The organism is Ralstonia sp. 25mfcol4.1 (genome assembly GCF_900104095.1).
In the GTDB taxonomy this organism is placed as follows: Bacteria; Pseudomonadota; Gammaproteobacteria; order Burkholderiales; family Burkholderiaceae; genus Cupriavidus.
In genome coordinates this window covers 158,187-182,069 of record NZ_FNJO01000004.1, presented here as the reverse complement: position 1 = coordinate 182,069, position 23,883 = coordinate 158,187, and the positions used below count along the sequence as shown (strand labels likewise).

Genomic DNA, 23,883 nt, shown 5'->3' with positions numbered 1-23,883 from the left:
ATTGAAGCGCGGGCGGTGCCGGTTTTCTCCGTCGCGGGGGCAAGGCCGGCGCCCCCGGCGCCCCGGTTTTCCGGTGGCGTCCTGCTAGCCCCGCCGCACCGCCGTGACCTTGCCGCCCATCACGTCGATGGTGCGCCGCTGCGGGTTGTAGTCCATCGTGCCCGGCATGTGCTGGCCTTCGCGATTGCCGAAGCGCCATGCGCAGCCTTCGAGCAGTTTGGCCGCTTCGGCCTCGGTCTTGCCGATCAGCGCGTTGTCGCCGAGCTTGTCGGCCTGGCAGCCCTCGGGCGTGCCACGGCCGCCTTGCGGGCCCGTATCGGCCACGCCGGCAGCCGGCGGCTGCGGCGGCTGCGGCTGCGCGGCGCAGCCCGCCATCATCGTGGCCATCGCCACGGCGCCCGTGAGGGCCATCCCTTTCCAGTTCGGTGCAGTCATGCGGAGGCTCCTTGGCCGTATGAGGGAGCCCCGATTCTAGCGGACCCCGCGTTCACGGCGACCTGCGCGCCGTGGATCGTCCACGCCCGCGCGGTGCCGGGGTGGCGAACATCGACATGTCGCGCACGATGCAGCCCAGCAGCGTGTCGGCCGCCACCCCAAGCGGCCGGCCTGCCTTGACCAGCAACCGCGCCTTGGCCGCCTCGAACAGCGGGTGGGCGATCGGCAGGGTCACCAGTTCGCCCGAGCCCAGTTCGCGATAGGCGGCGAACGCGCCGATCAGCGTGATGCCGTGGTGGCGTTTGACGAAGTGCCGCAGCACCGCCAGCGAATTGGTGGTCAGCGTGGGCCGGATCTGGATGTTCTCGGCGTACGCCAGCATCTGCACGATCTGCCCGAGCCCGAACGCCGGCGGCATCATTGCCAGCGGGTAGTCGGCCAGCTCGCGCACGTCCACGGTGGTGCCGCGCAGCGCCAGCGGGTGGCCGGCATGCACCAGCAGCACCACCGGCTGGGACGACGTGGCTACCCAGCGCACATCGGCATGTGACGGCGGGTTGTAGGCCAGGCCGATATGCGCGCGGCTTTCGGCCACCTCCTGCAGCACGTTGTTGACGGGCAGGATGTCCACCGTGACGTCGAGCCGGGGGTATTGCGCGCAGAAGTCGGTCAGCACCTCGTCCATCAGGCCATCGACATAGCCCTCGCTGGTGGCAATGCGGATCTGCCCGTGCTGCAGGCCGCGCAGCGCCTGCAGGCGGTCTTCGAACAGCTCCTGCTGCGCCCGGCAGCCCTGCCAGTATTCCAGCAGGTGCAGCGCCACCTCGGTGGGCTGCACGCCGCGCGCGTGGCGGTCGAACAGCGGCGCGCCCACCTCTTCCTCCAGCAGGCGGATCTGGCGCGTGATGACCGACGGCGACGTGTTGATGCTGTCGGCCGCCCCCCGGATCGAGCCGTGCGTCAGCACCTCGTGGAAATAGCGCAACCTGCGCTGGTTCAGTTCTCGCATGTCGAAAGCCAAGCTGTTGCCGATTGGGCAACGATAGCCGACTTAAGTTGCTCTTGCTCTGCTTTTTCATCTGACCGACGATCTTCTGACAATAAGAAAACAGCGACAGCACAGCGTTCATCGCATCCAAAGGACCACCACGGGAGAGATCGAATGTCCACCACACTGCCCCCACGCACCACGCCGGCGCACGACAGCGCCGCGCAACAGGCGCTGTACCGCAAGCTGAACTGGCGCCTGCTGCCATTCCTGCTGCTCTGCTATACGTTCGCCTACCTGGACCGCGTCAACATCGGCTTCGCCAAGCTGCAGATGCAGGGCGACCTGGGTTTCTCCGACGCCGTGTACGGCCTGGGTGCCGGCATCTTCTTCTTCGGCTATGTACTGTTCGAGATCCCGAGCAACCTGCTGCTGCCCCGCGTCGGGGCGCGCAGGACCATCAGCCGCATTCTGGTGCTGTGGGGACTGACGTCGGCCGGCATGATGTTCGTGCGCGACGAAACCACGTTCTACGTGATGCGCTTCCTGCTCGGCGTGTTCGAGGCGGGATTCGCGCCGGGCATGATCTTCTACCTGACGTACTGGTACGGCCAGCAGCGCATGGCGCGCGTGATGGCCGTGGTGATGCTGGCCGGGCCCATCGGCGGCATCTTCGGCTCGCCGCTGTCCACGTGGCTGATGACAGGCCTGTCGGGCACGCATGGCCTGGAAGGCTGGCAGTGGATGTTCCTGGTCGAGGGCCTGCCCTGCGTGCTGCTGGGCGTCCTGGCGTTGCGCGTGCTGGCCGACCGGCCGGCCGATGCAAGGTGGCTGACCGATGCCGAAAAGCGCATGATCGCCGCAGAACTGCATACGCCCGGCGCGGGGCATCATTCGTTCGGCCAGGTGGCGCGCGATCCGCGCGTGTATCTGCTGGCCTTCGCCTACTTCACGATGATCTGCGGCATCTACGCGGTCAGCTTCTGGCTGCCGTCGATCCTCAAGGCCGACGGCGTGACCGACACCATGCAGATCGGACTGTATTCGATGATCCCGTATATCGCGGCCGCGATTGCGATGGTCGTGATCGGCCGGCGCTCGGACCGGCGCGGCGAGCGGCGCCTGCATAGCGCCGTGCCGGCCTTCATCGGGGCGGTGGCGCTGGCGGTGGCCACGCTGTCCAGCGGCAACCTGGCGATGTCGCTGTTGTGCATGACCATCGCCACGGCGATGATGTGGACGGCCTATACGGTGTTCTGGGCCATTCCGTCGCAATACCTGAAGGGCGATGCCGCGGCCGGCGGGATCGCGCTGATCAACACCATCGGCCTGATCGGCGGCTTCCTGAGCCCGACCATCATCGGCTGGGTGCGCACGGCGACCGGCAGCATGCAGGCCGGCCTGATGGTGATGGTGGCGCTGCTGGTGGCCGGCGCGGTGACGCTGGTGGTCAATCGCATGCCCGCGCCGCAAGGCAGTCCCGCCACGGTTTGATGACAACATGAACATGGAGAGCCCCTTGGCACCCCGAATCCTGATCGCCGGTTTCCAGCACGAAACCAATACGTTTGCGCCGTCCAAGGCCACCTACGCCAGTTTCGAGCGCGGCGAGGGCTTCCCGGCCATGGCGCGCGGCGACGATGTGCTGGCGCTGCGCGATGTGAATATCCCCGTGGGCGGCTTCATCCAGGCCGCGCAGCGCAACGGCTGGGCCCTGAGCCCGGTGATCTGGGCCGGCGCCAGCCCGTCGGCGCATGTGACCGAGGATGCGTTCGAGCGCATCGCCGGCGAAATCGTCGCGGCGGCACGCGCCGGCGGCTTCGATGCCATCTACCTGGACCTGCACGGCGCGATGGTGGCCGAGCATGCCGATGATGGCGAGGGCGAACTGCTGGCGCGCCTGCGCGAGGTGATCGGCCCGGACGTGCCGCTGGTGGCGTCGCTGGACCTCCACGCCAATGTCACGCAGCGCATGCTCGATGCCGCCGATGCGCTGGTGGCGTACCGCACCTATCCGCACGTCGACATGGCCGAAACCGGCGTGCGCGCCGCCGAACTGCTGCAGCCGCTGCTGGCCGGCCCGCGTCGCTGGCGTGCCGCCGCCCGCCGCTTGCCGTTCCTCATTCCGATCAACGGCATGTGCACGATGCTGGAGCCCGCGCGCGGCCTGTACGCGGCGCTGGCTGAGCTGGAGGCAGGCCGGGTGGTGTCGCTGTCCTTCGCACCGGGCTTCCCCGCCGCCGACTTTCCCGAATGCGGGCCGGTGATCTGGGGCTATGGCGACGATGACGCCGCCGCCGAAGCCGCCGTGCAGGCACTCTACGACCGGATGCTGGCCGACGAGGCCGCGTGGGAGGTGCCATTCCTGTCTCCCGACGACGCGGTGCGCGAAGCCATGCGGATGGCCGAAGGCGCCACGCGCCCGGTGGTCATCGCCGATACCCAGGACAACCCCGGTGCCGGCGGCGACTCGAACACGATGGGCATGCTGCGCGCGCTGCTGCGCAACGGCGCGCAGGGCGCGGCCATCGGCCTGATCTGGGACCCGGCCGTGGCGGCCGCCGCGCATCGCGCCGGGGTGGGCGCGGTGATCGACGTTGCGCTCGGTGGCGTGTCGGGCGTGCCCGGCGACGAGCCGCTGCAGGGGCGCTTCGAGGTGCTCAGGCTGTCCGACGGCGTCTGCCGCTTTGGCGGTCCGATGATGCACGGCATGCTGGCCGATGTCGGGCCCGTGGCGCTGCTGGGTATCGGCGGCGTGCAGGTGGTGGTCAGCGGCGGCAAGGCGCAGATGCTCGATCGCAACCTGTATCGCGTGGGCGGCGTCGAGCCCGAGGCGATGAAGATTCTGGTGAACAAGAGCTCCGTGCATTTTCGCGCGGACTTCCAGGGCATCGCCCATGCCGTGCTGGTGGCCAAGGCGCCGGGGCCGATGACGGCCGACCCGGCCGACCTGCCGTGGACGCGCCTGGCACCCGGCATCCGCCTGAAGCCGATGGGCAAGCCGTTCCGCGCGTGATGCCTGACGCCGGGCGATCAGACGCCGGCGCTCAGAGCTTCTGCACCGCGGCCAGCCGGAAGATTTTCGCCCAGAGGTCGGCTGCGTCCCGGTTGGCCACCGGAATCACCCATTCGGCCGGCTTGCCGTGGCGCAGGGCCACGACCACATACCAGCGGCCCTGGCGCGCCTCGGGCCGGGCGGCCTCGATGTCGGCGAAGATCAGCACCTGGCGCTGGCCGTTCATCTCCAGCGCGCAGTTCTTGCGTTCGGCGTCGACCTTGAGAGACCCCCAGTCGCCGTGCAGGGCCAGGATGCGCTCGCCCTTGACGCGGCGGCCGTGGATGGCCCGGTACCGGCGCAGCCACGCCACGCACAGCGCCGCCAGTATCGCCAGTATCAGAATGTCGGCGGCGGCGCCGGCCAGCGTGCCGGACGCGGCCGTTACCAGCTGGTAGAGCCTGACCAGGCCGTAAACGAAGGCAGCGAGGATCGCGATGCCTAGGAGGATGAAGGGCCCGGCCTGATTCCTGAAGGGTGGCGGGTAGGGCGGTGGATGCCGGCAGCGTCGGGTATGCCCCGGCGCCAGTGTCGGACCGTGCGGGCCTATAATGGTTCGCCCCGCATCGCCGGACGGGGTTTGCCATCCGGTTCGGCCCTTCTTCAATGCCATCGTATCCTCTCGTCCTCTGCCTGACCATTGCCGTGGTGTGCAGTGTGGGCATGGCCGTCGCGGCCTGGCCGCGCCGCGATGACCCTACCGTCCGGGCATTCCTGGTGCTGGCGGCGGGCGTCACCATCTGGAGCGGCGGGCGGTTGCTGGAAATCAGCGAGACGGCGCTGCCGGGCCGGATCTTCTGGGCAAAGTTTCAGTATGCGGGCATCGTGGCCGTGCCGATCGGCTGGCTGGTGGCGATGGTTCACCTGAGCCGGCCACGCTTTGTCGTGCCGTGGTCGATGCTCTGGGTGCCGGTGTTCTTCGCGGTGCTGACGCTGGCGCTGGTGTTTACCAACGAACGCCATCACCTGATCTGGACGTCGATCGAACTGATGCCGCCGGGCGTGTCGCCGGGCGCGGTGTTTCGCCATGGCGTCGGCTATACCGCGGTGGCCGCATGGACCTACGCGATGCTGGGCCTCAGCATGTATTTCCTGGCCACCGCCGAGGTGCCGAACGCGGCGCTGTCGGTGCGCGGCCGCAATGTGCTGATGGCGGGACTGTTCCTGCCGCTGGTGACGCACATCGCCTACCTGTACCGCTGGACCGGCCCGCTGGGCGGCGACCTGACGCCGGCCACCTTTTCGCTGATGACGCTGCTGGTGTGGTTCTGCGCGCTGCGCACCCACCTGGACGATACCGGCCACTACGCGCGGCTGCGCGTGTTCGACACGATCCGCGAGGGCTGCGCGATCCTGGGCGCCGACGGACGCATCGTCGAGTTCAATCCCGCCGCCGCCCGGCTGGTGCCCGACCTGCGCCGTGGCCAGATGCCGCCGCCGGCCTGGCACCACGCGCTCAGCGATCCCGACGAAGTGGCGCCTTTCATTCCGGACGGCCTGGGCTACGAACTGACGGTGGAGCCCGTCTGCCGGATGGACGGCAAGCAGATCGGCCTGCTGGTGTTCATGCGCGACATCAGCCGCTACCAGTCGCGCGAACAGGCGCTGGCCACGCAGCTTGGCGAAACGGCGGAGCAGCTGTCGCGCGTGCAGGCCGACCTCGATATCGACGCGCTGACCGGGATTCCCAACCGGCGTTACTTCCAGCGCGAATCGCTGGCCGCCGTGGCACGCGCCCATGAGCGCGGCAAGGAAATCGGCCTGCTGATCCTGGACGTCGACCTGTTCAAGCAATTCAACGACCTGTACGGCCACCCCTGCGGCGACGATTGCCTGCGCCAGGTAGCCGAAGCCCTGACCGGCGTGCTGCGCGGCACGCAGTTCTGCGCGCGGCTGGGCGGCGAGGAGTTCGCGGTGGTACTGCCCGATTCGTCGGCGGACGAAACGCGCGCCATCGCCCGCGGCATGGTGGCGGTCGTGCGGGACCTGGCCATTCCGCATAACGGCACGCCGGTGCAGCCCTACGTGACGATCAGCGTGGGCGCGGTGTGCGCGGTGCCCGAAGCCCCGCGTCTGGAGCCGCTGCTGCACCGGGCCGACAGCGCGATGTACCGCGCCAAGCGGGCAGGGCGCAACCGCTACGTGCTGGACGGCAGCCTGTACCTTGGGGTGCAGAACAGCTGATTTTGGCGATGACGTGAAAAAGGGCTTGCAAATCGCCAGAGCTTATGTAGAATTCGCGTCTCGCTTCAACGCAGCAATGCCGCGAAACGAAGCCCAGATGGCGGAATTGGTAGACGCACTAGGTTCAGGTCCTAGCGGTGGCAACACTGTGGAGGTTCGAGTCCTCTTCTGGGCACCAATTTTGAAAGCCCTGCTCAACGAGCAGGGCTTTTTCATTTGTGCGCCCAGAAAGGGCAGTCCCTGCGGACTGCCCGCGCGGACTCGAAAAGCTTGCGCCTGCCGGCGCAAGCCGGGGTCGCGCATGGTGACCGGGTCTTCTTCTGGGCACCAATATTTGAAAGCCCTGCTCACCGGGCAGCGCTTTTTGATTTCCGGCCCAGAAAGGGCAGTCCCGGGCTTTCGCCGGCGTATCAGGCTGCCACGCCGCCCACGCCCTGGCCCACCGCGACGCGTGCATCCTGCGTCGCCGCCTGCCGTACCACGTCCCCCACCATCTCGGCGGTCACCGCCGATAGCGTCCAGCCCAGGTGCCCGTGCCCGGTGTTGTAGAACACGTTGGCGGCGTGGCCACGGCCGACGCGCGGCATCATGTTCGGCATCATCGGACGCAGGCCGGCCCAGGGCACCACGCTGCGCGTGCTGATGCCGGGGAAGCAGGCATGTACCCAGTCGACCAGCGGACGGATGCGGTCGGCGCGAATGTCGCGGTTGATGCCGTTGAACTCGGCCGTGCCGGCCACGCGGAAGCGGTCGGCGCCCAGGCGGCTGGTCACGAGCTTGGTTTCGTCGTCGAGCAGGCTGACCGTCGGCGCGCTGGCCTGGCTTTCGGCATCGTTCAGGTTCACCGTGATCGAATAGCCCTTAACCGGATAGATGTTGACGCGGTCGCCCAGCTGCTGCGCGAAGTCGCGGCTGGCAACGCCCGCGCACACCACCACGCCGTCGAACTCGCGCGATGTGGACAGGTTGTCTTGCGCCGACACCACGGTCGCGCGCCGGCCCGTGGTGGACACCGACCGCACGTCCTGGTCGTACAGCGTTTGTACGCCCAGGCGCCGGATTGCCGCGGCCAGGCCGCTGGTGAACTTGTGGATGTCGCCCGTGGCGTCGCTCTCGGTGTAGTAGCCGCCGTAGTAGTCGCCGGCCAGCGTGGGCTCGATGTCGCGCATCTCGGCCGGCGTGACCGGGTGGCGCTCCAGCCCGCCTTCGGCGAGCAGCTTCGATACCCGCCCGGCATGCTCGAAGCCCGCCTTGTTGCGATAGATATGCAGGATGCCGCGCCGCTTCAGGTCGAAGTCGATGCCTTCGGCGTCGGCCCAGGCAAACAGGTGCTGGCGCGCGGCGATGGCCAGGCGCGCGGTCTCGACCGTGTTGGGGCGGTAATGCGGGATCGACGCCATGAACTCGGCGAACCAGCTCAGCTTGTGCCAGGTGGGGCGCGGATTCACCAGCAGCGGCGCATCGGCGCGCAGCATCCATTTGATGCCCTTGGCCAGCGTGGACCAGTGCGTCCAGACTTCGGCGTTCGAGGCCGACAACTGGCCGCCGTTGGCGAACGACGTTTCCATGGCCGCATAGCGGTGCCGCTCGAATAGCGTGACGGAGAACCCGCGCCTGGCCAGCGCGTACGCGGTCGTGACGCCGGTAATCCCGCCGCCGATCACTGCAATGGATTTCATGTGGAAGGTCTTTCAGGACGTCATGGGGTGGCAGTCCGCGGCGCACCATGCGCTTCGCGGACGCCCCCTCTGTCCTTGACCTGAGAGATTCGCGAGCCCGGGGGCTCGCTTGCTCCTTCGGTACCGCCGGCCGACGTACGAGCCGGGGGTTCTTCAGAGTTCAATGGCGATACCGGTCCTTTTGCCTGAGAGTTTCCGGGGCGGTTGCTCCTTCGGCGCCGTGCTGCCTGGCGGCAGCGACGGGCTCTCCCGATATCGCGGGGTACAACGGTGGCCACTATGCCATAGAAATTAAGGATTCGGCCATCAGGTTTGTTGCGGTCAGGTCGAAGGGACCAGGAAGCGTTGCGCCAGCCGCACCCAGGCGGCGGCGCCCAGCGGCAGCACGTCGTCGTTGAAGTCGTAGCCGGGGTTGTGGACCATGCAGCCGCCGAATTCGCCTTCGCCGTTACCCAGGATCAGGTAGCAGCCGGGCACCGCATTGAGCATCCAGGCGAAGTCCTCGCTGCCATTGAGGCCCTTGGGCGCCTGCGTCACCACGTGCTCGGCGCCCACCAGTTCCTGGCAGACCTCGGCGGCCAGCGCGGTGGGGCCGGCGGCGTTGACCATCGGCGGCGTCAGCTGGCGATAGTCGATCTGCGCCGTCACGCCGTGGGCCTGCGCGGTCAGGCTGACAATCTCGTAGATGCGGGCTTCCACCAGCGCGCGGGTTTCGGGCCGTGCCGCGCGCACATTGAGGCCAATCCTGACCTCCTCCGGAATCACGTTATGCGTGGCACCGGCGTGGATAAAGCCGACCGATACCACGGCGGTGTCGTCGGGCGCCACGTTGCGCGCCACCACCGTTTGCAGCGCGGTGATGATGGCGGCCGAGGCGGCGATGGGGTCCTTCGACCGATGGGGCATCGCGCCATGGCCGCCAACACCGCGGATCGTGACATCGGCCACGTCGGACGACAGGCTGACCGGCCCCTCCAGCACCCGGAACGACCCGGCCGGCACGCCGGGCATGTTGTGGAGCGCAAAGACCGCATCGCACGGAAAACGTTCGAACAGGCCGTCTTCCATCATCGCGCGCGCGCCGCACAGGTTCTCTTCGTCGGGCTGGAAGATCAGGTTCAGCGTGCCATCGAAGCTGCGTGAATCGGCCAGCGCGCGGGCGGCGGCCAGCAGGATGGCGGTGTGACCGTCGTGCCCGCACGCGTGCATGCGGCCGGGCGTCTTGCTGGCGTAGGGCAGGCCGGTGGCCTCGGTGATCGGCAGGGCGTCCATGTCGGCCCGGATGCCCAGCCGTCGCGTGCCGTTGCCGACCTTCAACTGACCCACCACGCCGCTCTTGCCAATGCCGGTGTGCACCTCGTAGCCCCAGCTTTCCAGCAGCGTGGCCACCAGCCGGCTGGTAGCGCCCACTTCGAAGCCCAGTTCGGGCTGCGCATGGATCTGGCGGCGGATATTGACGAAGGTCTCGGTGTCGATGGCAGGCAGCAGGTGCGGCAGCAGCTGAAACGGGGTCAGGGTCGGTTGGCGGGTCATGGTGAGGTCTCGGGAAGTCAGGCTCGCGGGGTAGCGAGGCATCGAAGGGGATCAGTGTTCGCGCTTCTCGACGATGCGCAGCACGGCCGCCAGGGCCAGCACGCCGCACGCCATCATGTAGAAGGCGGGGGCCATCGGGTTGCCGGTCTTCGCCAGCAGCCACGTGACGACGAACTGCGACGAGCCACCGAACACCGTCACGCCCACGCTGTAGATCACGGCCAGGCCCGTGGCGCGCACGCCGGCAGGCAGCATTTCCAGCAACATCAGGAACAGCGGCGTGGTGCCCAGGTTGATGCTGGCGGTCAGCAGCGCGGACAGGCCCAGCACCAGCGGCACGCTCGGGTAGTGGTTCATCAACCAGAACGCGGGATAGACGGCGATCAGGCTGAACAGCAGCGACCCGGCCACCAGCGGCTTGCGGCGGTCAAGGCGGTCCGCCAGCGTGCCGGCAATCAGCGATACCACCAGCAGCGTGACGCCCGTGACGCAGCCCGACAGGAACGACAGCGACGCCGGCATATGCAGCACGCGGATCATGTACGTCGGCATGAAGAACACCACCAGGTACATCGTGGCCGTACCGGCGGTGCCAGCCAGGATGCCCAGCACCACCTTGCCGGCGTGGCGGCGGAACAGTTCGCCGACCGGGCTCGGCGCGTGCGCGTCGGCCTCGTGCGTTTCATCGAGATTGGCACGGATGTAGAGACCGACCGGCGCGATCAGCAGCCCAAGCAGGAACGGCACGCGCCAGCCCCAGCTTTCCAGCGCGGCGGTGGGCAGCAAGGCATAGAGCGTGGCGCCCGTGGCGGCGCCTGCCAGCGCGGAAATGCCCTGGCTGCCGATCTGCCAGCTCACGCGCCAGCCGCGGCCCTTTACATCGCCGCCTTCCATCAGCATCGCGGTGGATGCGCCAATCTCGCCGCCCAGCGAAAATCCCTGCAGCAGCCGGCCCGCCAGGATGGTCAGCGACCCGAACACGCCGGCGGTGGCGTAGGTGGGCGCCAGTGCGATGCACAGGGTGCCCAGCACCATCAGGCCGATGGTCAGGGTCATGGCGGCCTTGCGGCCATGGCGGTCGGCATAGTTGCCGATCAGCACGCCGCCCAGCGGCCGCATGACAAAGCCGATGCCGAACGTGGCCACGGCCAGCAGCAGCGACCCGTAGGGGCTGTCCGACGGAAAGAACAGCTTGCCGATCAGCAGCGAGAAGAAGCTGTAGACCGTGAAATCTAACATTTCCAGCGCATTGCCGATGGAGCATGCGGCGATCAGCCGGAACTGGCTTTGCTTCGCCTTGGCAGGCGCGGCCGGATTGGCGGGGGCGGCGACGCTGGCAGCGGAGAGCGGCGTGGCGGCGGTCAGGGTTGCGTCGTTCATGTGGGGGCTCCACGAACTGGGTTACGGAAATCGTGGCGCCTGGGGGCGGCGTCATCGCTCAAGTCGTACGTCCTTGGCGATGCAGTATTCCGGCAAACACGCGGCGCCGAAAATCATTTATTGTCATCGTGATAACGAAATGGCATCACCGGCACCATCACTCGCCACGTACCATCGGGACTAGTACCTACACGGCGCATTCCGGTGTGCCATGCACGGCAATTGCGCAGGCGCGCACCATCGCAAGGCATCGGCAACCGGCCGGTGGGGAGAAACCCTGATGAAGCTGCAACAACTGCGCGTGCTGCTGGCGGTGGCCCAGCACGGCAGCATCCACGAGGCGGCGCGCAGCCTGCATACCTCGCAGCCGGCGCTGTCGAAGGCCATTGCGGAGCTGGAGCGCGAACTGGGCGTCACGTTGATGTCGCGCTCGGTGCGCGGCGTGAGCCTGACGGCCTACGGCCTGGCGCTGGTGCGGCGTGCCACGGTGGTGGAGCAGGAACTGCGGCACGCGCTGGAAGATATCGAGTCGATTCGGGGGCACGCCGAGGCGCAGCTTCATATCGGCTTTACTGCCGTGGCATCGAGCGGCGCGCTGCCCGATGCAATGGCGGCCTACCGGCAGAGTTATCCGAATGTGACGCTTCGCGCGATGGAGTTGCGGCCGCAGCAGATCCTGGAAGGGTTGCGCGAGGGGCGGCTCGATCTTGGCCTGATTTCGACCAACAGCGGCCCCGGTGGCGGCGGCATGCAGTGGGAGCCGCTGTTTTCGGTCGGCATGGGCCTGGCCGTGAGAGCCGGGCATCCACTGCGCCGTGCGCGACGCCTGCGTGCGCTGCTCGATGCGGACTGGCTGACGCTCGATCCGCTGGACGATCCCGGCAGCCCGCTGGCCAGCCTGATGCGCCTGCACCGCCTGGACATGCCCAGGCGCATCGTGCAGAGCGCGTCGAACCTGCTGGGGCTGCAGCTGGCCACCCGGACCGACCTGATCAGCGTATGGTCGAACTACGTGTTCGATGGCACGGGCCCGCTGAAGCTGGACCCCGAGGCGCTGGTGCGCTTGCCGATTGCCGACGAGCTGCCCGAGTTCCAACTCTTCCTGGTCTATCGTTCCGAAGACCTGATGACGCACGCCTGCGCGCAGTTCACGCGCGAGGTGCGGCATGCGGCAAAGCCGCGCCGCGCGCGCTGAGTCAGGCCGGGTTGCGCTGGCGCGGCGGCTGGCGCCTACTTCTTCAGCAGTTTCAGCAGTTCGTGGGCACCCGCCTCGGACGACGCGGGGTTCTGTCCCGTGACCAGCAGACCATCGACCACGGCGTAGCTTCCCCAGTCATCGGTGCGCGAGAACTGCCCGCCGTTCGCCTTGAGTACGTCCTCCACCAGATACGGCACCACGTTGGTCAGCTGCACGGCCTCTTCTTCGGTATTGGTGAAGCCCGTGACCTTGCGGCCCTTGACCAGCGGCTCGCCATCGGCCCGCTTCACGTGGCGCAGCACCCCGGGTGCATGGCACACCAGGGCCATCGGTTTGCCGGCGCGGTCGAAGGCTTCGATCAGCGCGATCGACCGCTTGTCCTCGGTCAGATCCCACAGCGGGCCGTGGCCGCCGGGATAGAAGACCGCGTCGAAGTCGTCGGCCTTGACCTGGTCCAGCGTCAGCGTGGTTGCAAGGTGCTTCTGGGCATCCGGGTCGCCCTGGAACCGGCGCGTGGCGTCGGTCTTGAAGTCGGGTTCGTCGCTCTTGGGATCGACCGGCGGCTGGCCGCCCTTGGGTGTCGCCAGCGTGACGTCGACGCCAGCATCCTTGAACACGTAGTACGGTGCCGCGAACTCCTCGAGCCAGAAACCGGTCTTCTTGCCCGTGTTGCCAAGCGTGTCATGCGAGGTGAGCACCATCAGGATCTTCATTGTCGTTCTCCGGGTTGGTTGGCGCCGCGGCCACGCACGCGCAACGGCGTTGGCAACCATCGTAGGCAGCGCGTGGCGATTCCGAAAGCTCGACGTTCCAGGGTTTTCAGGACGAGGGGTCGGCGTCGCGGCGCTTGCGTCCGGTAAGCATCGCGGCGATCAGGTTCTCGCGGCCCTTGAGGCTCATCGCGATGGCCGCCGCCACATGCAGCGCAATCAGGCCGAGCAGCGTATTCGACAGCCAGCGATGAATGTCGATAGGCCAGTCCTCGCCCCAGAACGGGTCGAGCCGGGACATCCACCCGGTGACGGCCAGCGCCAGGATCAGCGCCCACATGGCCAGCATCGTCACGGCGCCCAGCGGGGTATGGCTGATAAAGCGCGGCGCGCGCCCGCGCATCAGGGCGCGCCCATAGGCCAGTACGCCGGCGGGACGCGGCAACCAGGCCCCGAAACGCGCATGCTCGGTGCCGACGAATCCCCAGACGATGCGGAACAGCACCAGCCCGGCGGCCACGTAGCCCAGCACGCGGTGCAAGCGGTCGCCCGAATCGTCGATCAGGTCATAGCAGACGATGGCCGCCAGGCTCCAGTGCGTGAGGCGGACGGCCACGTCCCAGACGCGAATCGTGTCGCGCGGATAAACGCGATCCGCAGGGGTTGCCATGCTTACTTCCCGATTTCCGATTTGACGACTTCCAGCGTCTTGGTATCGAAGTAGATCTCCGCCTTCTTGCCGTCCTTCGTGGTGCCGTAGATCTCGTAGCAGTTGCCGTCCACCTTGAACTTCTTGATGTTGTAGCCCTGGGCCTCGATCTTGGCTTTCGCGTCGGCCTCGGGCATCCATTCGGACTTCGGATGCTTCTCGCAATTGGCGCCTGCGAACGCGGCAGTGGAGAACAGGCCGACAAAGGCTGCGGCGACGATTTTATGCATGGATCAACTCCTCGGACAAAAAAAGCCCATCTGGGCGGGGTGTATGAATCGTAGAGTCTAATGAGATCGATTCTCAATGTAGGTTTTCCCGACCTGCGCCGTGGCTGCAATCGCACAGTCGCCGGAAATGTCACGTCGATGTCACGTTCTAGTAATGTCCCTACTTTGGACATGGACTTCACAATTGTTCGTCTTGTGGGACAATCGCGGCCCATCCGGTAAGGGTTTTCCCGGTGTCGAGCTTCGAGAGGTTTCGCATGAAAACGATTGACTGGAAGGACTGGGAAATCTTCTGCCGCGTGGTGGAAGGCGGCGGCTTCACGCAGGGGGCCGAACTGGCGGAGGTTCCGAAGTCGTCGGCGAGCGCCGCCGTGGCGCGGCTGGAAGGCCAGCTTGGCGTGCGATTGTTCGAGCGCACCACGCGTCGCGTGCGCGTCACCCAGCGCGGTCAGCAACTCTACGACCGCGTGGCGCCATTGTTCGGCGCGCTGCGCGAGATCAGCGCCGAGGCGGCCTCGGTCAGCGCCGAAGTCAGCGGCTTGATCCGGATTGCCACGCCCTATGAGGTGGGTTCGCAGCATCTGTCGCCGACGGTGAACCGGCTGCTCAAGCAGCACCCGTCGCTGCGCGTGCAGCTGGACATGAACTGGGACCAGCCCGACCTGATCCGCCACGGCTACGACCTGGCCTTCGTGATGACCGATACGAGCCTGCATGACAGCTCGTTCGCCAGCAAGCGGGTGGTGCTGATCGAGCGCGCGTTCTATGCGGCGCCCTCGCTGATTCGCGAGCGCGGCCTGCCGCGCGCACCGCAGGACCTGCAGGGCTGGCCGACCGTGGGCAACCTGGACGATTCGAACTGGGAATTCCTGCGCGATGGCGTGGAGACGTTTTCGCTCGATGTGGACCCGCGCATCTGCACGCACAACGCCGAAGTGCGCCTGAAGGCGGCGGTCGATGGCCTGGGCGTCACGCGCCTGTCGCCGCGCTTTGTTCATGAGCAGCTGGTGCAGGGGCAGCTGGTGCGCGTGCTGCCTGGCTATTCGTCGTCGCCGCTGAAGGTGTATGTGCTGATGCCGGCCCGCAAGCTGATGCCGGCCAGTGTGCGGGCCTTCCTGAACGCGCTGGAAGAAACGCTGGGTGTGCCGGAGAACGCACGCCGTCCCACGTCTCGCCTGGGTGCCACCCTGCTGCCGGACACCGCCGGGGCGCTGGAAGAGAACGACGCCGCGCCCACAATCCTGACGCTGGAGTGACCGGCGGGCGCTCATCCGCCGGTCTCGACAACAACAGGGCGATTCAGTAAGGCTGGTCGCCGCTGCGCAGGTCGAAGCCGAGCGTGTCGGCAATCTCCAGCATTTCGTCGTCGTCCTCGCTGCGCGTGATCCAGCCCGCGTAGGCGTCGCCGCCGGTATCCCAGTTCCACAGCGTGTAGCCGGCCACGCGCAGCTGGTCCGTGGCCAGCTCCATCAGCTCGGGTACGCTGGTGCCCTCCAGGAAATCCTCGTCCTCGGGGTCGTCGGTGCCCCAGTTGATCTCCAGGTCGATGCGCTCGCAAAGCTGGGTGAGACAGCCGATGAAGGACTCGACGTCCTTCCAGTCGACATGGAAACCAGCCTCCCAGTCGATGATCTCCTTGATCTGGAAGAGCAGCATCTCGGCGTCGGCCTCGTCTTCCTCGGCGTCATCCAGTGCTTCCTCGAACAGCGCCAGATGCCGGGTGGTCTGCTGGGTGTCTCCCAGATTGATCAGCGCAAACAGCCGGCTTACGGCGTCCTGCGCGTCGTCGTCCAGTTCTATTGCCATCTGTGGCTCCTTTATGGTCCGGCTGCTCCAGTCATGCGGCCACTTTCCCGATCTCGCGATGCCCCCGCGGTGTCACGCGCAATGCCCGTGACGCCTGGGTAGGCTCGATCCAGCCCTTCTCCAGCATGGTTTCCAGCAAGGCCGCCCCCAGCGCGCCGCCCAGATGCGGCTTGCGCTCGCTCCAGTCGGGACAGGTGCAGGCAAACTGGCGGCGCTTGCGCCGCGTGGCATCGAGGTCGATGCCCAACTGCGCCATGGCCTGCGTGCCGTCGCCGGTCAGGTCAATCCGCGTGCCATCCACGGCCAGCCATCCCGCCTGCGACATTCGTTCGAACAGACCCACCGCAAGTTCCCCCGCCAGGTGGTCATAACAGGTGCGGGCCTGCCTGAGCGCAGGCGGCGTACCGCGCGAAACGGGCACGGTCCGCATGCGTGGCGGCTGGCTGACCAGCGACGCCGTGGCCAGTGCCTCGATGGCCACGCCGATCTCCGGCGCGGCCAGACGGTAGTAGCGGTTGCGCCCGCGCGATTCCACAGCCAGCAGCCCGCCTTCGGACAGCCGTGCCAGATGGCCGCTGGTGGACGACGCCGACAGCCCGGCGATCAGCGCCAGTTCGCCCGCGGGCCGGGCACCGCCATCCATCAGCGCCCACAGCATCGCCGCGCGCCCGGGATCGGCAAGCAGGCCCGCCAGCTGGCTGATGCCTGGAGCGTATTCCATAGTTCATGCCTGGGTGAAGGGACGGATGCAAGTATAGGCAATTCGTGGCGGAAGCGAGTGCCGTGACTGTAAGGTCGCGCGCGGCGCGGGCAAGGAGAAAAGACAGGCCGTGCATCGGCCTTGCCCTCCGTGCTTCGATGCGATGCCGCGCGGTTGACCGCCGGTCAGAACAGGCGGTCCAGCCAGCCGTGCGGGTCCGCTGCGCGGCCTTGCTGCAGGTCGACCAGTGCCCCCTTCAGGCGTGTTGTGACCTCACCCGCGCCGCCGTCGCCGATGGTGAAGTTGTACGCGCGCCCCTTCACCTTGCCAATGGGCGTCACCACCGCAGCGGTGCCGCACGCAAATGCTTCGCGCAGGCGCCCGCTCTGCGCATCGGCCTGCCACTGGTCGATCGCATACGGCTCTTCGCGCACGGTCAGGCCGAAGTCGCGTGCCAGGGTGATGAGCGAATCGCGCGTGATGCCGGGCAAGATCGTGCCGGTCAACGGCGGCGTCTGCAGGGTGCCGTCGTCGAACACGAAAAAGACGTTCATGCCGCCCAGTTCCTCGATCCAGCGCCGCTCCACGGCGTCGAGGAATACCACTTGGTCGCAGCCCTCGCGGGTGGCTTCGGCCTGCGCGAGAAGGCTCGCGGCATAGTTGCCGCCACACTTGGCCTCGCCCGTGCCACCGGGCGCGGCGCGCGTGTAGGTGTCCGACACCCACAAGGTGACCGCCGCCGAGGCGCCGCCCTTGAAGTACGCGCCCACGGGGCAAGCGACCACGCAATACAGGTATTCGGCGGCAGGCTTGACACCCAGCACCACTTCGGTGGCGATCATGAACGGGCGCAGGTACAGCGCCGAGCCTTGCCCGGACGGAATCCACGCACGGTCCAGGCGGACCAGTTCCCGCACCGATTCCAGGAACAGCTCCTCGGGCAGCGCCGGCATCGCCAGGCGTCGGGCCGAGTTCTGGAAGCGGCGCGCATTCGCATCGGGACGGAACAGCGCACCGCCTCCGTCCGGCAGCCGGTATGCCTTCAGCCCTTCAAAGATCTCCTGCGCGTAATGGAACACCAGGGTGGACGGATCGAACTGGATGGGGCCGTGCGGTCCGATCTTCGCGTCGTGCCAGCCCTTGCCCTCGGTGTAGCGGATGGTGGCCATGTGGTCGGTGAAGACGCGGCCAAACGCCGGATTCTCGAGCAGGCGCTCGCGCTCGGCCGCCGGCAAGGGGCTCGCGCTCGGTGCAATGGACAGGGTGGATCCGACAGCGGTATTCATACAGTCTCCTAGGGGTGCAGAGGGGCGCCACGCGCCCAGACCCCGAATTTTGCGCCATGCGCGGTGTTTTGTGGTGGGAAACGGCCAAGTTACTGGCCCTTGCCGGCGCGCGGGACGTAGGAAATCCGCTCTTCCTCGTAAAGCCGATAAATCAGTTCCAGCATTTCCTTGATGTCCCGCGATTCGTCCATCGCGCGCATGCTCATGATGATGGGCGACGTCAGGGTTGGGTCATCGAGCTCCATATAGCTCACGTCATCGCGTTTCAGTCCGTAGACGCTGCTCGGCACGACGGATATGCCTTCTCCGGCGGCCACGAGTCCCAAAGCGATCTGCAACTCGCGCACCTCGTAGATGCGGCGTGGCGTGAGGGCGCGTTCCTGAAACGCCGATAGCACCTGGTCGGCATAGCTGGGTCTGGGCGTTTTCGGGAAGACGATCAGCGTTTCGTAGATGAGATCCCGAAGCGACAGCACGGGTTTCGATACCGATAGCGGGTGGCCGACCGGCAGCGCGACAATCATCTTCTCTTCGCGAAGCGTCACGCGGCGGATGTTGGGATCCTCGTGCCGGATCCGGCCGAACCCGATGTCGATGCGGCCGTCCTTGAGCGCGCGGAGCTGGTCCATCGTCGACATCTCGTGCAGGCTCAGTTCGACCGACGTGTTCTCGTCCCGGAATCGGCGGATGATCTTCGGCAGCATGCCGTACAGCGTGGAGCCCACAAAGCCGACCGAAAGGCTGCGCTCGATGTTTCCGACGCGCCGCGTCATCGATTCCAGCTCGTTCGTCTGCGCAATGAGATGCACTGCGTGGGAGTAGAAAAACTTGCCCGTCTCCGTGAGCTTGAGCGGCCGGGAGTTACGCTCGAACAACTGCACGCCCAGGGCCTCCTCCAGCTGCTGGATCTGGCGGCTGAGTGGCGGTTGCGCAATATGGAGCCGCCGTGCCGCGCGCGTGAAATTCCGTTCTTCGGCAACCGCTACGAAATAGCGAAGGTGTCGTAGCTCCATACAATACCTCCAGGATATAGCCCGATACTAAAACGGTGTTGGACTGCCCCGTTTTGCGCCCCTATTCTGCTTTTACGCCCAGTTTCGCCGCCGGATTATACCTTTCGAGTAGCTTCGAATTGGCTTGGAACGAGGGTTAACCCCACCAGAAAAGACAGAAAGTTAGGAGCAGACATGAGTGCCAAAGTATTCGACACCAAGGAAGTGCAGGACCTGCTGAAGGCCGCTGCCAATCTGGGAAGCGAAGCGGGCAACGCTCGCGCCAGGCAGATTACGCACCGTCTGCTGAGCGATCTCTTCAAGGCCATAGACGAGCTGGACATCACGCCCGACGAGATCTGGGCCGGCGTGAACTACGTCAACAAGCTCGGCAAGGATGGCGAGGCGGCGCTCCTGGCTGCCGGCCTCGGTCTCGAAAAGTACCTCGACATCCGCATGGATGCAGCGGACCGCGAGACCGATATCCAGGGCGGTACGCCGCGCACCATCGAAGGCCCGCTGTATGTCGCCGGCGCACCGGTGCGCGACGGCGTCTCGCGGATCGACATCAATGCCGATGAGGCGGCGGGGCCGCTCATCATCCGGGGCACGGTATCGGGCCCGGACGGCAGGCCCGTGGCCAATGCCGTGGTGGAATGCTGGCACGCCAACTCCAGGGGCTTCTATTCGCACTTCGATCCGACCGGCGCCCAGGACGACTTCAACCTTCGCGGCGCAGTGAGGACGGGCGTGGACGGCAAGTACGAATTCCGCACGCTGATGCCCGTCGGATACGGCTGTCCGCCGCAAGGCGCGACGCAGCAACTGCTCGACGCGCTGGCCCGCCACGGCAACCGGCCGGCGCACGTGCACTTCTTCGTGACGAGCGACAAGTCGCGCAAGCTGACCACGCAGATCAACATTGAAGGCGATCCGCTGATCTGGGACGATTTTGCCTATGCAACACGCGAAGAGCTGGTGCCGCACGTCGTGGAAAAGACCGGCGGCCTTGCGCTGGGCCTCAAGGCCGATGCGTACAAGGAAATCGTGTTCGACATCGCGCTGACGCCGCTGGTGCAAGGCCAGGACAACCAGCTCGTCAATCGCCTGCGCGCCTCCGCCCCGGCGTAACCCCGCGCTGCGGCCTGGCTGACCAGGCCGCGCCCATTCCGCACGAATCCTCTGCACCAATGCCAGGGCTTCACCTCGAAGCCGGCATAGGGAGACAACTCATGTCCGCAACCATCGACAAGGCACGACAACTGGGCGATCTGCTGAGCAACGCCGTCCAGGACGACAAGGAAAACGGCGTGTTCCGCTGCCGCCGCGACATCTTCACCAACGCTGATCTCTACGAACTCGAGATGAAGCACATCTTCGAGGGCAACTGGGTGTACCTGGCACACGAAAGCCAGATCCCGAACATCAACGACTACTACACCACCTGGATCGGCCGGCAGCCCATCGTCATCACGCGCGACAAGGCCGGCGAACTCCACGCCGTCATCAACGCCTGCGCGCACAAGGGCGCCATGCTTTGCCGCCGCAAGCATGGCAACAAGGGCAGTTTCACCTGTCCGTTTCACGGCTGGACGTTCTCCAACGCAGGCAAGCTGCTGAAGGTGAAGGACGAGAAAACCACCGAGTATCCGGTGCAGTTCAACAAGCAGGGCTCGCACGACCTGCGCAAGGTTGCGCGCTTCCAGAACTATCGTGGCTTCCTGTTTGGCAGCCTGAGCGCCGACGTGATGCCGCTCGAGGATTACCTCGGCGAAACCAGGATCATCATCGACCAGATCGTGTCGCAAGCACCGGACGGTCTGGAAGTGTTGCGCGGCAACTCCTCCTACATCTACGACGGCAACTGGAAGATGCAGATGGAGAACGGTTGCGATGGCTATCACGTCAGCACCGTGCACTGGAACTACGCCGCAACGATGGGCCGCCGCAAGGTCGAGGGCACGAAGGCCGTGGATGCGAACGGCTGGAGCAAATCGGTCGCGGGTGTGTATGGCTTCGAGCACGGCCACATCCTGCTGTGGACCAACACGATGAACCCGGAAGTGCGCCCGGTCCATCAGCATCAGGAAGAGATCGCGGCGCGGGTTGGCGACGCCAAGGCGCACTACATCGTCAACCAGACGCGGAATTTGTGCCTGTATCCGAACGTGTTCCTGATGGATCAGTTCAGCACCCAGATTCGTGTCGTCCGTCCGCTTGGCGTCGACAAGACCGAAGTCAGCATCTTCTGCTTCGCGCCGAAGGGTGAGAGCGCCGAAAGCCGCGCCATTCGCATTCGCCAGTACGAGGATTTCTTCAACGTGTCGGGCATGGGAACCAGCGATGACCTCGAAGAGTTCCGTGCCTGCCAGGCGGGCTACGCGAGCACGACGTCGATGTGGAACGACATGTCGCGGGGCGCACCGTTGTGGGTGAACGGACCTGACGCGAACGCCAGGGGCATGGGATTGAATCCGCTCATCTCGGGCGAGCGAAGCGAGGACGAAGGTCTCTTCGTGGTGCAGCACGAATACTGGATGCGGGTGATGCGCGAAGCCCTGCGCAAGGAACAGGAAGAGGCAGCCGTATGACCATCGACCATCAAGCGATCTGCAATGCCCTGTACCAGGAGGCGCGTTTTCTGGATGACCGTCAGTGGGATGAATGGCTGGCGTGCTACGCGGACGACGTCACGTACTGGATGCCTGCCTGGGATGACGATGACAAGCTCACCGAAGATCCCCAGCGCGAGATTTCCCTCATGTACTACGCGGACCGTGGCGGCCTGGAAGACCGGGTGTTTCGTATCCGCACCGAGCGCAGCAGCGCATCGATGCCGGAGCCGCGCACCAGCCACAACGTCACCAACGTCGAAGTGCTGGCGGAACGTGATGGCGAAATCGACGTTCGCTACAACTTCAACACGCTGAGCCACCGCTACAAGGTGACAGACCAGTACTTCGGCACGGTCTATCTCACCTTCCGCAAGGTGGGCGATCGCTTGCTGATTTCCAGCAAGAAGATCGCGCTCAAGAATGACTATATCCGCCAGGTGCTCGACGTCTACCACGTGTGAGCGAGTGGAACGGATCGAGACAGGACGCAGGAGGCAACATGTCCAGCTACAACATCGCACTGAATTTTGAAGACGGCGTCACCCGCTTCGTCGAATGCAAAGCCGGCGAAAAGGTTCTTGATGCCGCATTTCGCGCCAGGATCAATCTGCCGATGGATTGCTCCGACGGCGTGTGTGGCACCTGCAAGTGCCGCGCCGAGAGCGGCCGCTACGACCTGGGTGAGGATTACATCGAAGATGCGCTGAGCGACGACGAGAAGGCGGCCGGTCTGGTCCTTACGTGCCAGATGGTGCCGCAGAGCGACTGCGTCATCGCCGTTCCGGCATCCTCGACGATGTGCAAGACCGAGCAAAACAAATTCGCCGCGACGGTCACGAAGCTCGAACAGCACAACGACGCAGCCGTGGTGCTGGAACTGGACGTGGACAGCATTCCCCCGGCCTTCCTGGCTGGCCAGTATGTGAATATCGATGTTCCCGGCAGCGGCCAGCATCGGTCGTATTCGTTCTCGTCCCCGCCAGGGGCATCGAAGGTCAGCTTCCTGATCAAGAAGATACCCGGAGGCGTGATGAGCACCTGGCTGGAATCGGCCCGCCCCGGTCACAAGGTGCAAATGACTGGTCCCCTGGGCAGCTTCTATCTCCGGGCAGTGGAACGTCCGTTGCTGTTTCTGGCGGGCGGCACGGGCCTGGCCCCTTTCCTGTCGATGCTGGAAGTGCTGGTTCGCGCGAACTCGCAGCAAAGGGTCCATCTGGTCTACGGCGTGACGCGGGACCTCGATCTGGTGCAGGTGGAGGCGATCGAAGCCTACATCGCCAGACTGCTCAATTTCACGTTCAGCACGGTGGTCGCGGATGCGCAATCGAACCACCCGCGCAAGGGCTGGGTGACCGAGCATATGCCGGCCGAATGCCTGAACGACGGCGACGTTGACGTGTACCTGTGCGGCCCCCCGCCGATGGTGGACGCCGTGCGCAAGTTCTTCGACGACAACGGCGTGAAGCCCGCCAGCTTCCATTACGAGAAATTCACGCCCAACGCGGCGCCGGTGATGCCATGAGCGCCCGTCGATTCGAAGGCAAGGTGATGGTGGTCACGGGGGCTGCCCAGGGCATCGGGCGGGGTGTGGCGCTGCGTGCAGCGGCGGAAGGTGCAAAGGTCCTGCTGGTCGATCGCGCGGACTTCGTCGCCGAGGTCGCGGCCGAGGCGGAGAGCGCTGACGCCGCTGCCTTCATGGCTGACCTCGAGACCTACGACGGGGCAGCCGCCACGATGGATTTCGCGGTAAAGATATTCGGTCGCATCGACATCCTGGTCAACGGCGTGGGCGGTGCCATCCGGATGCGGCCTTTCGCGGAATTCGAGCCAGCCCAGATCGATGCGGAGATTCGCCGTTCGCTCATGCCCACCCTGTACGGCTGCCACGCGGTTCTGCCGCATATGCTCGCCCAATGCGGCGGCACGATCGTGAACGTCTCGTCGAACGCCACCCGCGGTATCCGCCGCGTGCCGTACTCGGCGGCGAAGGGCGGGGTGAACGCCCTGACGCAGTCACTCGCCATGGAGTATGGTGAGCACGGTATCCGCGTGGTGGCGGCAGCGCCGGGCGGCACCCAGGCCCCGCCTCGGCGCGTGCCACGCAATGCGGCGGGAGACAGCGAGCAGGAGCGGGTCTGGATGGGCGAGGCGGTCACGCAGGTGACCGAGTCCACGTTCTTCAGGCGATACGCAACGCTCGACGAACAGATTGCGCCGATTCTCTTCCTCGCATCCGACGAAGCCGGCTACATCACCGGTGCCGTGCTGCCGGTGGCAGGCGGCGACAACGGTTAGCGCCCGCCAGAATCATAAGGACCAGGGAGGCGCGCTCCCATTGTCATTGTCATTGGCGTGGTGCTGGGCATGCCTGCCTGCCCCGCGA

Annotated in this window: 23 protein-coding genes, 1 tRNA gene and 1 riboswitch; of the genes, 11 read left to right on the top strand and 13 right to left on the bottom strand. The window is 66.0% G+C overall.

Annotation, left to right across the window (positions count from 1 at the left end; genetic code table 11):
- Positions 1-84: 84 nt before the first annotated feature.
- Positions 85-435, bottom strand: coding sequence for a hypothetical protein (locus tag BLQ58_RS09335; protein ID WP_092596901.1), 351 nt, complete (start codon positions 433-435; stop codon positions 85-87).
- Positions 436-487: 52 nt separating this feature from the next.
- Positions 488-1,444 (bottom strand): LysR family transcriptional regulator, encoded by a 957-nt coding sequence (locus BLQ58_RS09330; RefSeq protein WP_092597356.1) that lies wholly within the window; start codon positions 1,442-1,444, stop codon positions 488-490.
- 153 nt (positions 1,445-1,597) lie between these two features.
- On the opposite strand from BLQ58_RS09330, the gene BLQ58_RS09325 reads away from it, so the two are divergent.
- Both BLQ58_RS09325 and BLQ58_RS09320 read left to right on the top strand, forming a co-directional pair.
- Positions 1,598-2,917, top strand: coding sequence for an MFS transporter (locus BLQ58_RS09325; RefSeq protein WP_092596898.1), 1,320 nt, complete (start codon positions 1,598-1,600; stop codon positions 2,915-2,917).
- A gap of 25 nt (positions 2,918-2,942) precedes the next feature.
- The gene (locus BLQ58_RS09320) at positions 2,943-4,439 is read left to right on the top strand and encodes a M81 family metallopeptidase (RefSeq protein WP_092596895.1); all 1,497 of its coding nucleotides are present in this window, start codon (positions 2,943-2,945) and stop codon (positions 4,437-4,439) included.
- Between the two features lie 31 nt (positions 4,440-4,470).
- Here the strand turns inward: BLQ58_RS09320 and BLQ58_RS09315 are convergent, their stop codons facing one another.
- On the bottom strand, positions 4,471-5,091 hold the full coding sequence (locus tag BLQ58_RS09315; RefSeq protein WP_254775867.1) for a hypothetical protein: 621 nt from the start codon (positions 5,089-5,091) through the stop codon (positions 4,471-4,473).
- Between BLQ58_RS09315 and BLQ58_RS09310 the strand changes: the two genes are divergently transcribed.
- Both BLQ58_RS09310 and BLQ58_RS09305 read left to right on the top strand, forming a co-directional pair.
- Positions 5,085-6,662 (top strand): diguanylate cyclase domain-containing protein, encoded by a 1,578-nt coding sequence (locus BLQ58_RS09310; RefSeq protein WP_092596892.1) that lies wholly within the window; start codon positions 5,085-5,087, stop codon positions 6,660-6,662. The two genes, BLQ58_RS09315 and BLQ58_RS09310, sit on opposite strands and share 7 nt — an antisense overlap.
- A gap of 91 nt (positions 6,663-6,753) precedes the next feature.
- Positions 6,754-6,840, top strand: a tRNA-Leu gene (locus BLQ58_RS09305).
- A gap of 232 nt (positions 6,841-7,072) precedes the next feature.
- Here the strand turns inward: BLQ58_RS09305 and BLQ58_RS09300 are convergent.
- The 3 genes from BLQ58_RS09300 to BLQ58_RS09290 form a co-directional block, all read right to left on the bottom strand.
- Entirely contained in the window at positions 7,073-8,341 is a 1,269-nt protein-coding gene (locus tag BLQ58_RS09300) for a D-amino acid dehydrogenase (RefSeq protein ID WP_092596889.1), read from the bottom strand.
- Positions 8,342-8,504: 163 nt separating this feature from the next.
- A riboswitch (glycine riboswitch) is annotated at positions 8,505-8,603 on the bottom strand.
- Positions 8,604-8,662: 59 nt separating this feature from the next.
- Complete coding sequence (locus BLQ58_RS09295; protein ID WP_092596886.1) at positions 8,663-9,874, bottom strand: M20 aminoacylase family protein; 1,212 nt, start codon at positions 9,872-9,874, stop codon at positions 8,663-8,665.
- A 51-nt stretch (positions 9,875-9,925) separates the two neighbouring features.
- Positions 9,926-11,254, bottom strand: coding sequence for an MFS transporter (locus tag BLQ58_RS09290; protein ID WP_092596883.1), 1,329 nt, complete (start codon positions 11,252-11,254; stop codon positions 9,926-9,928).
- Between the two features lie 280 nt (positions 11,255-11,534).
- Between BLQ58_RS09290 and BLQ58_RS09285 the strand changes: the two genes are divergently transcribed.
- The gene (locus tag BLQ58_RS09285) at positions 11,535-12,449 is read left to right on the top strand and encodes a LysR family transcriptional regulator (protein WP_092596880.1); all 915 of its coding nucleotides are present in this window, start codon (positions 11,535-11,537) and stop codon (positions 12,447-12,449) included.
- Positions 12,450-12,484: 35 nt separating this feature from the next.
- On the opposite strand, the gene BLQ58_RS09280 is transcribed toward BLQ58_RS09285, so the two are convergent.
- From BLQ58_RS09280 to BLQ58_RS09270, 3 genes are all read right to left on the bottom strand, one after another.
- A complete protein-coding gene (locus BLQ58_RS09280) occupies positions 12,485-13,165 on the bottom strand; it encodes a type 1 glutamine amidotransferase domain-containing protein (RefSeq protein ID WP_092596877.1) in 681 nt (226 codons plus the stop codon).
- Positions 13,166-13,271: 106 nt separating this feature from the next.
- Positions 13,272-13,832, bottom strand: coding sequence for a cytochrome b/b6 domain-containing protein (locus BLQ58_RS09275; RefSeq protein ID WP_092596873.1), 561 nt, complete (start codon positions 13,830-13,832; stop codon positions 13,272-13,274).
- 2 nt (positions 13,833-13,834) lie between these two features.
- Positions 13,835-14,101: a PepSY domain-containing protein gene (locus BLQ58_RS09270; protein WP_092596870.1), complete on the bottom strand. Its 267-nt coding sequence runs from the start codon at positions 14,099-14,101 to the stop codon at positions 13,835-13,837.
- A gap of 257 nt (positions 14,102-14,358) precedes the next feature.
- Between BLQ58_RS09270 and BLQ58_RS09265 the strand changes: the two genes are divergently transcribed.
- Complete coding sequence (locus BLQ58_RS09265) at positions 14,359-15,357, top strand: LysR family transcriptional regulator (protein WP_092596867.1); 999 nt, start codon at positions 14,359-14,361, stop codon at positions 15,355-15,357.
- Between the two features lie 43 nt (positions 15,358-15,400).
- Here BLQ58_RS09265 and BLQ58_RS09260 read toward each other — a convergent pair whose 3' ends face one another.
- The 4 genes from BLQ58_RS09260 to BLQ58_RS09245 all read right to left on the bottom strand — a co-directional run bounded on the left by BLQ58_RS09260 (position 15,401) and on the right by BLQ58_RS09245 (position 18,906).
- Positions 15,401-15,907, bottom strand: a complete 507-nt coding sequence (locus BLQ58_RS09260) for a DUF6630 family protein (RefSeq protein ID WP_092596864.1) — start codon at positions 15,905-15,907, stop codon at positions 15,401-15,403.
- 31 nt (positions 15,908-15,938) lie between these two features.
- Positions 15,939-16,628, bottom strand: a complete 690-nt coding sequence (locus BLQ58_RS09255) for an ArsR/SmtB family transcription factor (protein ID WP_092596860.1) — start codon at positions 16,626-16,628, stop codon at positions 15,939-15,941.
- Positions 16,629-16,792: 164 nt separating this feature from the next.
- Entirely contained in the window at positions 16,793-17,893 is a 1,101-nt protein-coding gene (locus BLQ58_RS09250; protein ID WP_092596857.1) for a branched-chain amino acid aminotransferase, read from the bottom strand.
- Between the two features lie 89 nt (positions 17,894-17,982).
- Complete coding sequence (locus BLQ58_RS09245; RefSeq protein WP_092596854.1) at positions 17,983-18,906, bottom strand: LysR family transcriptional regulator; 924 nt, start codon at positions 18,904-18,906, stop codon at positions 17,983-17,985.
- Positions 18,907-19,080: 174 nt separating this feature from the next.
- Here BLQ58_RS09245 and catA point away from each other — a divergent pair, with 174 nt between their 5' ends.
- The 5 genes from catA to benD all read left to right on the top strand — a co-directional run bounded on the left by catA (position 19,081) and on the right by benD (position 23,795).
- On the top strand, positions 19,081-20,016 hold the full coding sequence (gene catA / locus BLQ58_RS09240; protein ID WP_092596851.1) for a catechol 1,2-dioxygenase: 936 nt from the start codon (positions 19,081-19,083) through the stop codon (positions 20,014-20,016).
- A 101-nt stretch (positions 20,017-20,117) separates the two neighbouring features.
- Entirely contained in the window at positions 20,118-21,476 is a 1,359-nt protein-coding gene (locus BLQ58_RS09235) for an SRPBCC family protein (RefSeq protein ID WP_092596848.1), read from the top strand.
- Positions 21,473-21,961, top strand: coding sequence for a benzoate 1,2-dioxygenase small subunit (gene benB, locus BLQ58_RS09230; RefSeq protein ID WP_092596845.1), 489 nt, complete (start codon positions 21,473-21,475; stop codon positions 21,959-21,961). The genes BLQ58_RS09235 and benB overlap by 4 nt, the downstream gene beginning before the upstream one ends.
- A 38-nt stretch (positions 21,962-21,999) precedes the next feature.
- Positions 22,000-23,022, top strand: a complete 1,023-nt coding sequence (gene benC / locus BLQ58_RS09225; RefSeq protein WP_092596843.1) for a benzoate 1,2-dioxygenase electron transfer component BenC — start codon at positions 22,000-22,002, stop codon at positions 23,020-23,022.
- The gene (gene benD / locus BLQ58_RS09220) at positions 23,019-23,795 is read left to right on the top strand and encodes a benzoate diol dehydrogenase BenD (protein ID WP_092596841.1); all 777 of its coding nucleotides are present in this window, start codon (positions 23,019-23,021) and stop codon (positions 23,793-23,795) included. Before benC ends, benD begins: the two co-directional genes overlap by 4 nt.
- The last annotated feature ends 88 nt before the right edge of the window (positions 23,796-23,883 follow it).

Excerpts from the sequence above, each read along its gene's own strand:
- BLQ58_RS09335 (WP_092596901.1), bottom strand. The coding sequence starts at position 435 with ATGACTGCACCGAACTGGAAAGGGATGGCCCTCACGGGCGCCGTGGCG.
- BLQ58_RS09330 (WP_092597356.1), bottom strand. The coding sequence starts at position 1,444 with ATGCGAGAACTGAACCAGCGCAGGTTGCGCTATTTCCACGAGGTGCTG.
- BLQ58_RS09325 (WP_092596898.1), top strand. The coding sequence starts at position 1,598 with ATGTCCACCACACTGCCCCCACGCACCACGCCGGCGCACGACAGCGCC.
- BLQ58_RS09310 (WP_092596892.1), top strand. The coding sequence starts at position 5,085 with ATGCCATCGTATCCTCTCGTCCTCTGCCTGACCATTGCCGTGGTGTGC.
- BLQ58_RS09315 (WP_254775867.1), bottom strand. The coding sequence starts at position 5,091 with ATGGCATTGAAGAAGGGCCGAACCGGATGGCAAACCCCGTCCGGCGAT.
- BLQ58_RS09300 (WP_092596889.1), bottom strand. The coding sequence starts at position 8,341 with ATGAAATCCATTGCAGTGATCGGCGGCGGGATTACCGGCGTCACGACC.
- BLQ58_RS09295 (WP_092596886.1), bottom strand. The coding sequence starts at position 9,874 with ATGACCCGCCAACCGACCCTGACCCCGTTTCAGCTGCTGCCGCACCTG.
- BLQ58_RS09290 (WP_092596883.1), bottom strand. The coding sequence starts at position 11,254 with ATGAACGACGCAACCCTGACCGCCGCCACGCCGCTCTCCGCTGCCAGC.
- BLQ58_RS09285 (WP_092596880.1), top strand. The coding sequence starts at position 11,535 with ATGAAGCTGCAACAACTGCGCGTGCTGCTGGCGGTGGCCCAGCACGGC.
- BLQ58_RS09280 (WP_092596877.1), bottom strand. The coding sequence starts at position 13,165 with ATGAAGATCCTGATGGTGCTCACCTCGCATGACACGCTTGGCAACACG.
- BLQ58_RS09275 (WP_092596873.1), bottom strand. The coding sequence starts at position 13,832 with ATGGCAACCCCTGCGGATCGCGTTTATCCGCGCGACACGATTCGCGTC.
- BLQ58_RS09270 (WP_092596870.1), bottom strand. The coding sequence starts at position 14,101 with ATGCATAAAATCGTCGCCGCAGCCTTTGTCGGCCTGTTCTCCACTGCC.
- BLQ58_RS09265 (WP_092596867.1), top strand. The coding sequence starts at position 14,359 with ATGAAAACGATTGACTGGAAGGACTGGGAAATCTTCTGCCGCGTGGTG.
- BLQ58_RS09260 (WP_092596864.1), bottom strand. The coding sequence starts at position 15,907 with ATGGCAATAGAACTGGACGACGACGCGCAGGACGCCGTAAGCCGGCTG.
- BLQ58_RS09255 (WP_092596860.1), bottom strand. The coding sequence starts at position 16,628 with ATGGAATACGCTCCAGGCATCAGCCAGCTGGCGGGCCTGCTTGCCGAT.
- BLQ58_RS09250 (WP_092596857.1), bottom strand. The coding sequence starts at position 17,893 with ATGAATACCGCTGTCGGATCCACCCTGTCCATTGCACCGAGCGCGAGC.
- BLQ58_RS09245 (WP_092596854.1), bottom strand. The coding sequence starts at position 18,906 with ATGGAGCTACGACACCTTCGCTATTTCGTAGCGGTTGCCGAAGAACGG.
- catA (WP_092596851.1), top strand. The coding sequence starts at position 19,081 with ATGAGTGCCAAAGTATTCGACACCAAGGAAGTGCAGGACCTGCTGAAG.
- BLQ58_RS09235 (WP_092596848.1), top strand. The coding sequence starts at position 20,118 with ATGTCCGCAACCATCGACAAGGCACGACAACTGGGCGATCTGCTGAGC.
- benB (WP_092596845.1), top strand. The coding sequence starts at position 21,473 with ATGACCATCGACCATCAAGCGATCTGCAATGCCCTGTACCAGGAGGCG.
- benC (WP_092596843.1), top strand. The coding sequence starts at position 22,000 with ATGTCCAGCTACAACATCGCACTGAATTTTGAAGACGGCGTCACCCGC.
- benD (WP_092596841.1), top strand. The coding sequence starts at position 23,019 with ATGAGCGCCCGTCGATTCGAAGGCAAGGTGATGGTGGTCACGGGGGCT.